Source organism: Desulforhopalus sp. IMCC35007, from assembly GCF_005116575.1.
Classification (GTDB): Bacteria; Desulfobacterota; Desulfobulbia; order Desulfobulbales; family Desulfocapsaceae; genus Desulforhopalus_A.
Genome location: NZ_SWCN01000011.1, coordinates 117,121 through 131,573, shown reverse-complemented (window position 1 = coordinate 131,573; position 14,453 = coordinate 117,121). Strand labels below are relative to the sequence as shown.

Genomic DNA, 14,453 nt, shown 5'->3' with positions numbered 1-14,453 from the left:
CTGTTGCAACATAAGGGTTTACCGAGCAGTTTTTTGAAGATAATTATTTTCCCCGACGGACCCACGATATGACTCCGAAACGGCCCACTCTCAGTTGGTACCTCGATCGATTTTCGCCACCAGAAGGACTTCTTTTACTTATTTTAAGCGTCATAGTCGGGGCAACAACCGGGGCTGCCTCGGTATTTTTTGTAAAACTTATTTTTGCAATCCAGGATGTTGCCTACGGTAACTTTTCTGAATGGGTCCCATTTCTCGGCAAATGGGTCTACGTCGTTGCGCCCGTAATCGGCGGCCTGCTCGTAGGGCCATTGATCCTCATGGCCCAGGAGGCCAAAGGCCACGGTGTACCTGAAGTTATGCAGGCCCTCATCCTTCGGGGAGGGCGTATAAGGGCGAGGGTTGCCGCAGCCAAGATCATGGCCTCGGCACTCTGCATTGGTACCGGTGGTTCTGCAGGCCGGGAGGGCCCGATCATCCAGGTGGGAGCCGCTCTTGGCTCCTCTCTTGGACAGGTGTTACGGCTTTCCGATGAACGGATCAGAAATCTGGTCGCCTGCGGCGCCGCAGCGGGAATTGCAGCAACCTTTAACGCCCCAATTGCCGGTGTCGCCTTTGCCATAGAGGTGTTGATGTGCGGTCTGCAGATGCGGGCCTTTGGAAACGTGGTGATTGCCGCCGTTTCCGCCTCAGTCGTCAGCCGCTCTATTATCGGCGACAAATTTGCCTTCCAGGTACCCACCTACAGCCTCAACAGTCCTTATGAGATTATTCTCTACCTGATTCTCGGTCTGACCGCAGCTATAGTTGGAATTATGTTCATGAGGATGCTGAATTTCTCGGAAGACCTCTTTGATAACTGGAAGTTTCCGCAAATCTTCAAACCTGCAGTCGGTGGCCTTTTGCTTGGGATTCTCGGACTGGCATATATGAACCTGCCGAACCTCAGTTTCCCGGTAGGATCAGCAGCCCATGGGACGGGCCTCGACACTCCGATTCCCCACATGTATGGTTCCGGTTTCCCGTTTATAGAAGCTGCAATCCAGGGCAATGCATCACTATGGATTCTTGTAATACTGATTTTTCTCAAACCCATAGCAACATCCATGACCCTTGGTTCAGGCAATTCCGGAGGTGTCTTTGCCCCATCTCTTTTCACCGGAGCGATGCTCGGGGGCGCCATGGGCCATCTTTTCAGCTACTGGTTTCCCGCCATAAATGGCAATACCGGAGCCTTTGCCCTCGTTGGTATGGCTGCACTTTTTTCTGCAACCGCACGTGCACCGCTTACCGCCATGCTCATCGTTTTTGAGATGAGCAATGATTACTTCATGATTTTACCCCTCATGGTCGCCGGAGTCACCGCAAGCTATTTCTCTCAATGGCTGCATCCGGAATCCATCTATACCATGAAACTTGCTAAACGCGGCGTCCGTTTTTCAGAAGGACGTGACATGGATATTATGCAGGGTGTCAAGGTCAGTGAGGTGATGAAAAATAAACCTGTCACGATCCATAAAGACAGCTCATTTTCTGAACTTATGGCCCTTTTTCAGGAAAATAATCTTCTTGGCTTTCCTGTTCTTGGAGACAACAACAAGCTCTGGGGCATCGTCACTCTCCAGGACGTGCACCGTGTCCAGTCAGAAGAAAATTTCAGTTCCAAAGGACTTACCGTTGCTGATCTCTGCGTTGAGGATCCGATCACCGTCTTCCCCGATGAACCTATCTGGCTTGCAATTCAAAAGATGTCGCCACGGGATCTCGCCCGTCTTCCTGTAGTATCAAGGGACGGCACCAAGACCCTCTGCGGTCTGATCAGCAGAAGCGATATCCTGAGGGCTTACGACGTTGGAATTGTGCGGAAACAGCGGGGACAGATCGTCGAACACCAGGTGGAACTCCGCCAGGCAAAAGAAAACGGTTATGTGGAGTTTGTCCTAAAAAATGAAGACACCTGCAATGAGGCCCTGGTCAAAGATCTGTCACTGCCGGACACCATCAATATGGTTTCCATCCGGCGCGGCGGCCAGATGATAATCCCACGAGGATCAACCACCCTGAAAACCGGTGATGTCATTACCGTATACGGTAGACTCAAAGATATCGAGGGCATAAAAGACATGTTGAACACCTGTCGTATATAATGCAGGGTCGACGTGCACGTTTAAAGGCTACCTTGAAAATACGAAAATGTATTCAATTTCAAGTTGTTTGAGGGATTTTACCACAGGCATACAATTGATATCGGAGTACATGCTGACCTCCGAGGATACTATTCTGAACACACCGATGAAGTTGGGCAGCTTGGCAATTTTCAAGGTGACCTCAAGACAATAACTGCCCGCTGACATTCATTCCATAGCCTCAACATCACCGGTGAACACGCCAATGCTCATTCGAACCTATTTTTCCCTAGTACTCACCATGCTGCTCTGGGGAGGTACGTTTATCGCCGGCAGAGTTCTCGCCGGCCATGTTACCCCTGTTGATTCTGCATTTATCCGGTTTTTTATCGCCTCTGCCGCACTCATACCCGTTGTGATTCTGACAGAGAAAAAACTCTCCATCCCTCCGCTGAAATGCTGGCTGCCCCTGCTGTTATTAGGGTTGACCGGAATTTTTGCCTACAATGTCTGTTTTTTCTTTGGACTGCAACATATAACCGCCGGCCGTGCAGCTCTCATCATCGCCTCAACTCCGCTTGCAATTACGATTTTTGCAGCAGTTTTTTTGAAAGAACGACTGACTTCCTATAAAATGGCCGGTGTGTTTCTCTGTCTGAGCGGGGCGATCCTGGTCATTAGCAACGGACACCCGCAACGACTCCTCACCGGCGGTTTCGGCCCTGGCGAAAAGGCCCTTCTCGGCTGCGTTGCCAGCTGGACGACCTACTCACTTGTCGGGCGTCAGGTGCTCAAAACCATGAGTCCCCTTACCTCGGTATGCTATTCTTCCATTATCGGCACAATACTCCTTGCAATTCCTGCAGTGCAACAGGGCCATATTTTCGATATTGTGGATATTTCCAGGACAAGCTGGCTCAGTCTGGCTTTTCTCGGGATAGGTGGCACAGCCCTGGGCTTTTCTTTGTATTACAGGGCTATTCAAAAGATCGGCGCCGCAAGGACAGGTATCTTCATCAACCTCGTCCCGGTATTCTCGGTGCTGCTCTCCTGGCTAATTCTCGGCGAAGCAATAAAACCGATTGTCATTGCAGGTGGGCTGCTCATCCTCACGGGAGTTTCACTGACAAATTTCAAAGCGAAAAAACTGAGAGCGTAAGAATAAGTAAAACTATCCACCTGTACTGAAGGGAAAAACACTGGGCTTTTTATAAAAACCGGGACGAGGGGTACCCTGAATCATACCAGCAAGACCGGGACTATAGCAGTGCCGCCCAACTTACTCCAGCTTCAATTACTCTCCTGAGACTACTCCCCGCCATGACATGACTTACTGCTCTTTCTGAGCAGAGACATCCACCATTACCGACAACACATGAAGCCCTCCTCCCATCACAACTCCCTTGACAGGTGAGACATCTCCGTAATCACGTCCCCAGGCAACCGTAATGTAGGTTTCGTTGGCTATCAGGTTATTTGTCGGGTCCAGATCCACCCAGCCAAAGTCGGGAATATAAACAGAAATCCAGGCATGGGAAGCATCCGAGCCAACCAGTTTTGGTTTTCCCGGTGGAGGAAAGGTCTCAAGATAGCCGCTGACATAGCGTGCCGCCAGCCCAAGCGATCTCAGACAACTGATGGCCACCAGGGCAAAATCCTGACAAACACCTTTGCGGTTGCTTAAAACCTGCTTGACTGTCGTCTCAACATTGCTGGCCAACTTGTCATAGGCAAACTCTCTGAATATTCGTTGGACCAGATCCGCTGCTCCGACGAGCACAGGGGTGTCGGAAGAAAATGAAGGCCGCACATAATTTACAAAATCAGAATCATAGGACACCAGAGGGCTTGAGAAAACAAACTGCTGCGCATCCAGGTCTAGAGGTCCCGCCGGTGAGATCAGTCTCTGTACCACCTTCTCCCATGGCATTGTGTTACAAGGAGCTGGAACAACAGGTTTTGAGGTTTTCACCAGACTTGTCACAGAAATAGCAAGTGCATCGTGAGGATGCTGTACCATAAACACATGGGCAGTATTACCGAAATAGTCTGTCCGGCTATGGAGATACTGCGGTTGAGGGTCTATGATCAACCTGCTTTCAATGACTTCCTGAGAGGGCGTGTTTCGAGGGAATAAAAACAGTTCATTCTGTGAAAGAGAGGCAGGTAAAGAGTACTTATAGCCCGTATTGTGTGTGACACGGTAAATCATAAGGAGGGCGAAGTGTTTATCATGGCATAGTGTGGAGTAGAAGGCACCCTCGTCAAATAGTGGGCACTGACCTGCTGTGCAAACTCTTTAAGACGTGCCTCTGTAAGGGTGAGAAATTCCACCAGAGATGTGATTTCTGAAATATCCTCTCCACAATGAATGGTCGACAAATCAAGGAGCCGTAACTCGGTTTGCATTTCCAGAGCGATGCGCTCTTCTCTGCTTGCAAAACGTCGTTCTTCCTGATGGGGAAGATGTTCGACATGACCGGCAAGTTGATTGAATTGAAAAACAAGGGACTTCGGATTGCCTTCATCGGCAAGAAGAAGATCCAGAACAGGTGCCAGTTGATAGGCCGAGCGGTATCTTGCTCTATAGGTCATAAGGCTGTCTGAAACCTCCAGCAGGGCTTGAAGGGTATTGTGAGAGTCATTACAAGCAAGGGGAAGACCTATACGGATAAGCACCGTCTGATTAAGGGCCCGCTCAATTCTCCTTCCCATATCAAGAAAACTCCAGCCGATGCCACGGGTCATACTCTCCATTGCAAGTCCACTGAAAGCACTGAGGGTGAACAAGGTCTGATCGAGCATTTCCAGAGGTTCAAGAGGCGTATTCTCCCTGAAATTTTCCATCCGGTTAATTACATGGATAGAATCCAGAGAAAGACGATCCCGCACGTTATGGGCTGTTTGCTGAACTCGATTTAAAATAGAGAAGATACTCTCCGCCCGGTCTCTACGATACAGGGCATTCTTGAGATGCTGCAACACTTCCAGAGAAAAAGCCTCTGCACCGTCGGCGGATTTTGGAATAATATTTTTACTCTGAAGAATGTTGAGCAAAAATTGAAGGTCAGATACTTCTTCAGGGCTCGCTTCACCGGATAAACGTTTAAAAACCGCACGCAGCAGTCGTATCAGCCCTTCCGCCCTTTCCAGATACCTGCCAAGCCAAAGCAGATTGTCTGCCACCCGGTTGGGTAAATCGCCGCTCCGTTTGAAGGTAGGAATAGCGGTAAGGCCGGACATCATGCTAAACATTTCCACCGGCTCATCTGAAAGCACCCAGATATCCTTACTCTTTTGCCTTTCCGGATTATCTTCGAGGAGGGCTGCCGTATTTTCGGCCGCTATTGCGAGCCCGCCGGGCATAACCGAAAAACCTTGTTCGGTGGCACAGGCAAAAACCCGCAAAATGGTATTGCTCGCTGACACGCCCTTACCATTCCAGGAGGGTGTCACTCCCGGTGCCACGGGGGAAGATGCCAGATACTGTGCAGGTGAAGCCTTGATAGCTGCATACAGATCGACCGACGGATCAATCTGTGCTTCACCGGTCATCGCCAAAGAGATCCGCAGTTGATTGAGATTCGCAAGAATATAATGAAGCCCTTCAGCCTGTCCCCCCCACCAGGTCGGATGATTTCCCAGAAGTAGCTCTGTCCCTAGGAGTTCTCTGCAAAGTGCAGGTAGAAAATTCTGCAATGCAGCAGTTTCAATAAAACCACTGCCAATGGGATTGACAATATCAACATTTTGCTCCCGACAGGCCTGAATAAGGCCCGCCACCCCAAGCGATGTTGCTCTGCGCAGGGCAAAAGGGTCGCTGTCATGATCACCAACCTGCCGAAAAATAGCCTCAACGGGTTCCAGGCCGGCCAGTTTTTTTAAGAAAACTTTACCGTTACGAACTGTAAGATCCTGACCTTCCACAAGCGGATAGCCGAGGTAACGGGAAAGCAGTGCATGTTCAAAGTAGATTGGATTGTCCGGGCCGGGAGTAAAAAAGACAATACCGGGGTTGTCTTTTCTCAGCGATGAGCGTTGAATAAGAGATCGGTGAAAAAGCTGAAAAAATGGAGCGAGACGGCGGATCTGGGTCTTATGATAGAGGCTAGAGTAGAGGCGGGACATGACAATTCTGTTCTCCAGAGCATAACCTAGCCCTGCAGGGTTGGCTCCATGGTCCCGAAGTACCTTGAACTGCCCGTCTGCACTGCGATATATATCGACGGCATAAAAGGTAAGAAAACGATTTCCCGGTGGCGATATCCCGTGACAACCGTGGAGGAAGTTGGGATTGGCGAAAATCAGCCGGGAGTCAATTTTACCGTTTTTTAAAAGGGTTTGAGGGCCATAGGTATCTGCAAGAATTCTCTCCATCAGGCAGGCTCGCTGGATGACCGCTACCTCGATTCCATCCCACTCTTTGGAAGAAATAGGGAAAGGAATCATATCTAGAGCCCAGGAGGTCTTCTGTTCTGTCAGATCACCAAAGGGATTTATCGTGGCGCCATCTTCATGGCGCATCCGGCTTGCCCGCTCATAGTCGAGCACCAGAGTAGCGGCCCCCCGCTGGCCCAGATTTTCCAGCAGGCTCTGCCATTGAAATCTCGGAACACCCGGACTTGCAAAAGCTTCGCAATATGCACCTTGAGGACAAGCGATGGAATCGAAAATCGTAGGGGTCTTTTCCAAAGAGGGAATGGCACTACTCAGGACATTGTCAGTCATACAGTGTGTATCGATCAGAATTCAGAATCAGCGAGGACGTCATTATCCCCGCTGATAGCTTCATACTCACTTCAAGTTCGCAAATCAAGTGTATATGGAAAATACCTGTTCATTTCGGCTGCAGGTATGAAAGGACTCTCATCCGGAGTATGTCCTCCAGGAATAAATCTTGAATTACGGCGCCCCTCAGCCTCATAAGAATTCACAGGGAAGATCTCGTAGCTCCGACCACCGGGGTGTCCAACATAGTAGGCACACCCTCCAACCGCCCTCTTCGACCAGGTGTCAAAAAGGTCAAAGAACAGAGGTGCATGTATGCCAATGGTCGGATGCAGACAGGAAGGCGGCTGCCATGCACGGTAACGCACCCCTGCGACAAAGACCCCTTCTTCCAGGGTTGGTTTTAACGGAACGCGCCGACCATTACAGACAACAATATAACGTTCCCCAGTCATCCCAGAGACTTTTACCTGCAACCGTTCAACGGAAGAATCAACGTAGCGGGCAGTTCCACCACCTCCGGGCTCCTCGCCTAAAACATGCCATGGCTCAAGGGCCTGGCGCAATTCGATCTCCATTCCCTGAAACTGCACTTTTCCGTAAATTGGAAAACGAAACTCGAAATGCGGATGGAAAAAATCCATTGTAAATGCATAGCCTGCACGATTGAGGATTTTCAAGACATCGGCAAAATCATCTTTTACCAGCTGCGGAAGCATAAAGCGGTCATGCAGGCTGCTGCCCCAGCGCACCAACTCCTGGCGGTAGGGGGTTTTCCAGAACCAGCTTACAAAGGTGCGTAACAGCAACTGCTGGGCAAGACTCATACGCGCATGGGGTGGCATCTCAAAAGCCCGAAATTCGAGCAGGCCGAGACGGCCACTGGAGCTGTCGGGTGAATACAGCTTATCTATACAAAATTCCGCCCTATGGGTATTTCCCGAGACATCGACAAGCAGGTGACGATACAACCTGTCCACAAGCCACGGAGGACAAGGGTTGTTTCCACTGGTCTGACGATCCTGCTCTGCAAAGGCAATCTCCAGCTCGTAGAGGCTGTCATGCCGTGCTTCATCAATCCGTGGCTGTTGACTTGTCGGCCCCATAAAGAGACCGGAAAACAAAAACGACAGGGAGGGATGATTGTTCCAGAAGGTGATAAAACTGCGCAGCAGGTCAGGGCGGCGCAAAAACGGACTATCCGCAGGGGTCGCTCCACCAATAACGATATGGTTCCCGCCACCCGTACCGGTGTGACGCCCATCAATCATAAATTTTTCTGTACCTAGCCGTGTTTCCCGGGCAAGGTCATACAGGGTGGTTGTGCAATCCACCATCTCCCTCCAACTGTGCATTGGCTGGATATTAACTTCAATCACTCCAGGATCAGGGGTCACCTTAAGGCTCTCCAGGCGGTGGTCAGAAGGCGGAGAATACCCTTCTATCACAACAGGAAAGCCGGTTTTTTCCGCAGTCAGTTCAATGCAGTGAACCAATTCCAGATACCCTTCCAGACTCGTAATTGGTGGCATGAACACATACAACCGTCCCTCACGAGGCTGCACACACAGTGCCGTTCGCACCAGCCAGGCAGCGGATTTCCCCATAACCGGTTGCGGATCCTCCAGTGGACCGGGCTGCGGTTGTGAGCGCTCCTCTTTTTTAGATGGTGCTGCATCTTTTTTAGAATGGAGACTCTGCTTATCGTGAAGATCGGGCAAGTCTTTTCTTTCGACCATCGGATCTAAGGGATCACTCGATGGCAGGTCCTCAGGGGCTACCCATGGCAGAGAATCCAGCGGAAGGCGAAGCCCTGCCGGAGAATCACCCGGCAAAAGATACATATGCTCACTTCTAAATTTCCACGGTCCACTTTTCCACGAGCCATACTGCAGAGGCAGTACATAACCAACCACAGCCCCGAGACCACGCCGAAAGGCCCGAATCATACGCTGTCTTTCTTCAGGGTCATCAAGCATTGGATCTGTTGGACTTATATTGACGGGCAGACTCTGTTCCTTGAGCAGATTGTGAAGAATATCCTCATAGCTTTCAATGACATATTCTTTACTCACCCCGAGAACATCAGTCAGGGTCTTGATAAAGGTTTCCGCCTCACTGATGCCAAAACCATAATCTTTTGAAACATCGGCCATCAATTTGTCATTGTGCCAGACAGCTTGCCCGTCTTTACGCCAATAGCAGCCAAGAGCCCATCTGGGGAGCGACTCACCGGGGTACCATTTTCCCTGACCATAGTGGAGAAAGCCACCGGGGCCCCATTGTTTCCAAATTTTCCGCAGGAGCTGTTCTGAGAGAATCAGTTTTTCTTCCCCGAGCGCCTCGGTGTTCCACTGCGCCCCCTCCATATCGTCAATGGAGACAAAGGTCGGCTCTCCACCCATGCTGAGGCGCACATCACCCTGGACCAATTCTTCATCAACCTGGTCGCCAAGAGCGACAATGTCCTCCCAGACAGGTTCAGGATATGGCCGGGTTGAGCGTGGAGCTTCAAGTATTCGTTTGACCGACATAACATGGCCGAACTCAACCTCACACGCATCAAGTGCTCCGGTTATGGGCGCGGCACTTTGCGGTTCGGGTGAACAGGCAAGTGGGATATGCCCTTCTCCTGCAAAAAGCCCGGAGGTCGGATCCATTCCGATCCACCCCGCACCGGGAACATAGACCTCTGTCCAGGCATGGAGGTCCGTGAAATCTTCTTCCGCACCGGATGGACCGTCGAGGGATTTAACATCCTGCTTCAGCTGCACCAGGTAGCCTGATACAAATCGGGCTGCGAGCCCAAAAGACCTCAAAATATTAACAAGCAGCCAGGCAGAATCTCTACAGGAGCCACTTCTGAAGGTAAGTGTCTGATCACAGGTCTGCACATTGGGTTCCAGCCGGATAAGATAACTGATATCCCTGCTGAGCTTCATATTCAGCTCGACCAGAAAATCAATGGTGCGCCTCGGGGTCACATCGACTTCCTTAACATAGTCTGTAAAACGCTTGCCAAGTCTTCGTTTGATCAGATAGGGCCGAAGCTCGTGGCGCAATTTACTTTCATAGGTAAAAGGGTACTCCTCGGCATCCGGCTCCAGGAAATAATCAAAAGGATTGATGATAATCATGTCGGCGACAAGATCGATCTCAACGCTGAACTCTTTGGTTTTTTCGGGAAACACAAGCCTGCCGAGATAGTTACTAAAGGGGTCCTGCTGCCAGTTGATAAAATGGTCAGGGGGAGTCACCCGCATCGAATAGCTCAAAATAGGTGTCCGGCAATGGGGTGCGGGTCTTAGCCGGACAATATGAGGTCCAAGATTTATTAATCGGTCGTAATTATAGAAGGTCTTATGGTGCAGTGCTATATGTATTCCCACGGGCAAGTCCTTTACACAAAAGTCTATAAACAGACAGGCTGTTTACTGCTGGCATAGCTTCTGTTGTTCGTTGTGGCTGAACCCACCTGGTCCAGCCAAGCTAATGAGTGCGTAAATGCAGTGATGTCGGGTGCCTGAAAACTCCCGCCCTGCATCAATTCCGCCCATATCTGTTATTGTTCACTTTTTACCGTATCCGTCAAGGGGCGAATATTAAAAAACGTGGTGCCAATATCTCCCCCTAAGAGGTTGAGCTTTGTCTGCAGACTGTCGAGAAACTCATGGAGACCAGAATCAATAACTTCATGTATATCGGTATACTCAAGATCTGCCATGAGACGACCGAGTCTTTTTTCTGCAGGACTTGTCGACGCCCCAATGGGGGAGCCGGTTATCCGGTGCAGACAGACCTGCGCCTTGGAGAGACAATGATAGATAGAGCGTGGAAATAATCTATTAAAAATCAGAAAATTTGCAACATTCTGAGGTGTGATACGGTGGAACTCCTTTCTGTACATTTCAAAAGCACTGGCTGACCTGAGCACTGATATCCATTGGATATTATCAATTGGGGCATTGACCAGACTGGCTTCGGGCAGGAGCATAAAATATTTAACATCAAGGATTCGTGATGTCTTGTCCGCGCGTTCAACCATCATACCTATGCGAGCAAAATTCCATGCCTCTCCATGGCTCATGGTCGAGTCCAGTAAACCTGTCAGGAGATGACTGCGCATCTTCACAATTTTAAAGAAGCGATTTGGATCATGAATAGCCATTTTAATTGCGTCTTCTTTAATCAGCTCCAGATAAAAATTATTCAGATGCTCCCACATTTCTGAAGAGATGATCTCTCTGATCGAACGCGCATTCTCTCTCGCTGCAGAAACACAGCTTAAAATAGAGTTGGGATAGGTCCTGTCAAAGGTGAGAAACCAGATAACCTCCTCCTGGGTGTAGTTCTGTTCGGTTTTTTCATAAATTTCCTGGTCTCCTGTGGTCATAATCAGTGGAGACCACTGTTCTTTTTCGTCCGCAGGCATGTCGAGGAGCAGGTTAAGGTTCACATCAATGAACCTGGCTACATTTTCTGCACGTTCGATATACCGACACATCCAATAGATTGAATTCGCAACACGACTCAGCATTTCAGTTCTCCTCCTTCTCACCAGGTGCCAAAACCCAGGTATCCTTACTTCCACCCCCCTGCGACGAGTTAACGACCAAAGATCCTTTTTTCAGGGCAACCCGCGTCAGTCCACCCGGCTGCACATAAATATCTTCGCCAAATATTATGTAGGGTCTCAGATCAACGTGACGGCCTTCAAGGCGGTCTCCAATGATGGTGGGAACCCGGGAGAGTGAAATAGTCGGCTGGGCAATGTAGTTGCGCGGCTCAGCCAAAATCAATTTGGCAAATGTCTGTTGTTCTTTTTTTGTAGAGTGGGGGCCAATCAGCATTCCATAACCACCCGACTCATTTGCAGCTTTTACAACCAGTTCAGAAAGATGATCCAGCACGTAATCCCGGTCAGCTTTTTCCTGACAGATATAGGTGGGAACATTGGGTAGAATTGGCTCTTCCCCGGTATAATATTTTATTATTTTTGGCACATAGGCATAAACCGCTTTATCATCGGCAATCCCGGTTCCCGGTGCATTGGCCATGGCAATTTTCCCGTCCCGATAAACATCAATCAGTCCTTTTACACCAAGAAGAGAATCAGGACGAAAGACGGAGGGATCGATAAAATCATCATCGATCCGCCTGTAAAGGACATCAACACGCTTGAGTCCCTTGGTGGTCAGCATATGCACATAGCCATCAGAGACGACGAGGTCTCGCCCTTCTACCAGCTCCACTCCCATCTGCTGGGATAAAAACGAATGCTCGAAATAGGCACTGTTGTAAATACCGGGGGTCAGCACACCAATGGTCGGAGAATCCACCCCATCCGGGGCCAGATACTCCAGCATATCGAGTAACTTGCCTGGGTATTCATCGACTGCACGGACCTTCGATTTCTCAAAAACATAGGGGAATGTCCGTTTGAGCACCTGCCGATTCTCAAGTACATAGGAGACACCTGAGGGACAGCGTAAATTATCTTCAAGTACATAAAAACACCCATCAGCCCCGCGAATAAGATCGGTACCCGTGACGTGACACCAGATTTTTTTGGGCGGGGTAAATCCTACACACTCTTTTCTGTAGGTTTTACTGCTGAGAATGAGGTCCTTGGGCACCACCTTATCTTTTAGAATCTTTTGGTCGTTATAGATGTCTTGCAGGAATTCATTGAGGGCAAAGATGCGTTGTTTAAGGCCGGCTTCTATTGGCTGCCAGTCGTCATCGGAAATAATTCGGGGAATGAGATCAAACGGAAAAATCTTTTCTGTACCCTGATCCTGTCCGTATACATTAAAAGTGATTCCCATCTTTAATAACAGGGCCTCTGCCTCCTTCTGACGCCTATCAAGGTCACCATCAGGCAGAGATTCTATTTTATCAACAAGCAACTCTACTCCCGGACGTGGCTTGCCATTTTCATCGACGAGTTCGTCATAAAATCCTTCTGGGTCATACGTTGTAAATGTTTCCATCTGGCCTCACTTTTTTCGGAAATAATTATTTTTGCTGCAAACCTGCAGTGCCATGTTCCTCTGTTCTACAGGCTTGTTCACTACAGCTCTTTAATTCTCCTCAATTATGCCTCAATCATTGACACAAAAAGGTTTCATGTTTGCATCAACACACTCAACTGACACTCGGTTAACCGTTGGATAAACGGCTGGACCATATTGGTTATAGACAGCAACATCAGCGGCATCCCGTCCATAGCCAAGCACAACATACCCTCCTCTTAACACTGCCTGTGTTGGATCAAAGGTAAACCAGCGCCCTGCTACATAGGCCTCAAACCATGCGTGCAAATCCATGGGATGCAGCTTATGCAAATAGCCCACAACCAGCCGGGCGGGGATAGTCAAACTGCGACAAAGTGCTATTCCAAGGTGGGCAAGATCTCGACACACTCCCCACTGCCTCACATTGACTTCGCGTGCGGAAACTAAAGTATCGCCCTCACCCTGTTGATAGCGAATATTGTTTCTTACCCAGGCTTCTATGGCTGCCACCTGGTCAAATCCCCAGAACGCCCCCGCTGTTATCTCTGTTGCCATTTGACTGAAATGTTCTGACTCACAATATCTGCTGGGAAGCAGATAACAGAGAACAGAATCGGGGAGATTTTGTATCTCAACAAATTGGCCCCGTGGCTCTCTGTCAATAGTATCGGGCACGGTCACTCTGGCCCTGGTGGAGATTGAAAAGTCACCCTTGGGGGCTACAAGCCTCTGACAAAGATTTCCAAAATTATCGGTAAATTCAGATAATTGAAGGACATCCGAAAGCGAATAATCTTCACTGGAAACCCATTGTTGAGCACCGCTGCGAGGCCTCAACATAAAAACAAAAGGTGTCGATCCAGGGAGTTCAAACTTTAGCTCACAATTCGTTTGTAATTGCATAAGTCAACACTTCGTAAATGAACCGTCAGTCAGGGCGCGTCTACCGAAGCACCGAACCACGGAAACCAGAGTAATTTTTAGAGCGAAATATGTGCCAATTTGCAAAAAAATAGAATTCAACTGCACAGTTATAAAACAACCGGTTATTCTTCTTGGAGAGGCGAACTTTTCGCTGAAAAGTAATTGTTACGACATAATCCACCATTGACTTTTCAACTCACCAGTTTCGTCACTTTAACACATTAATGTAATTTTTCTAAGAACTATTCTTACGGAATTGAATATCCAACCGTCTGTAATCCCCTACAGTACTAGCATAGCGAAATCCACATCCAGTTATCTCTTTGTACTTTGGCCAAATAAGAGTGCTCCTTGTGGTGAACACATTTTTGCCACCACACATTCGAAAATTGAGCCTCAGTGACAAGTTTTCAATAATCTGTTGAAAAATGAACAGATTGCCTGGCAAGCCGACAGGGCACAGCGCTGTGTATTGAATAAAACGGCTCGAACATCAACGGGAAAAAACGCCAGACTGCGTCACTCAAGTTGACGGCGGGCAATTTCCTCTACGTCTGTAGCCGGAACGGATATTCCTGATTTTTTTAGCCTCGCTCAAGTAGGCTTCTGCTTCCCGCTGGTTCTTCATATTCTTTGGCCGCACAATAATTTGCCCAAT

8 protein-coding genes are annotated in these 14,453 nt (G+C 49.0%); 2 read left to right on the top strand and 6 right to left on the bottom strand.

Annotated elements, in window-relative coordinates; all coding sequences use genetic code 11:
• The first annotated feature begins 68 nt into the window (after nt 1-68).
• Nucleotides 69-2,147, top strand: coding sequence for a chloride channel protein (locus FCL48_RS13235; protein ID WP_136872760.1), 2,079 nt, complete (start codon nt 69-71; stop codon nt 2,145-2,147).
• Nucleotides 2,148-2,391: 244 nt separating this feature from the next.
• Entirely contained in the window at nt 2,392-3,285 is an 894-nt protein-coding gene (locus tag FCL48_RS13230; RefSeq protein WP_136872759.1) for a DMT family transporter, read from the top strand.
• 171 nt (nt 3,286-3,456) lie between these two features.
• On the opposite strand, the gene FCL48_RS13225 is transcribed toward FCL48_RS13230, so the two are convergent.
• From FCL48_RS13225 to FCL48_RS13200, 6 genes are all read right to left on the bottom strand, one after another.
• The gene (locus tag FCL48_RS13225) at nt 3,457-4,338 is read right to left on the bottom strand and encodes a transglutaminase family protein (RefSeq protein ID WP_136872758.1); all 882 of its coding nucleotides are present in this window, start codon (nt 4,336-4,338) and stop codon (nt 3,457-3,459) included.
• Nucleotides 4,335-6,854: a circularly permuted type 2 ATP-grasp protein gene (locus FCL48_RS13220; protein WP_136872757.1), complete on the bottom strand. Its 2,520-nt coding sequence runs from the start codon at nt 6,852-6,854 to the stop codon at nt 4,335-4,337. The genes FCL48_RS13225 and FCL48_RS13220 overlap by 4 nt, the downstream gene beginning before the upstream one ends.
• Nucleotides 6,855-6,925: 71 nt before the next feature.
• Nucleotides 6,926-10,243, bottom strand: a complete 3,318-nt coding sequence (locus FCL48_RS13215) for a DUF2126 domain-containing protein (RefSeq protein ID WP_136872756.1) — start codon at nt 10,241-10,243, stop codon at nt 6,926-6,928.
• Nucleotides 10,244-10,416: 173 nt separating this feature from the next.
• Nucleotides 10,417-11,391: an alpha-E domain-containing protein gene (locus FCL48_RS13210; protein ID WP_136872755.1), complete on the bottom strand. Its 975-nt coding sequence runs from the start codon at nt 11,389-11,391 to the stop codon at nt 10,417-10,419.
• Nucleotide 11,392: 1 nt separating this feature from the next.
• Entirely contained in the window at nt 11,393-12,847 is a 1,455-nt protein-coding gene (locus FCL48_RS13205) for a circularly permuted type 2 ATP-grasp protein (RefSeq protein WP_136872754.1), read from the bottom strand.
• Nucleotides 12,848-12,958: 111 nt separating this feature from the next.
• A complete protein-coding gene (locus tag FCL48_RS13200) occupies nt 12,959-13,774 on the bottom strand; it encodes a transglutaminase family protein (protein ID WP_136872753.1) in 816 nt (271 codons plus the stop codon).
• Nucleotides 13,775-14,453 lie beyond the last annotated feature (679 nt).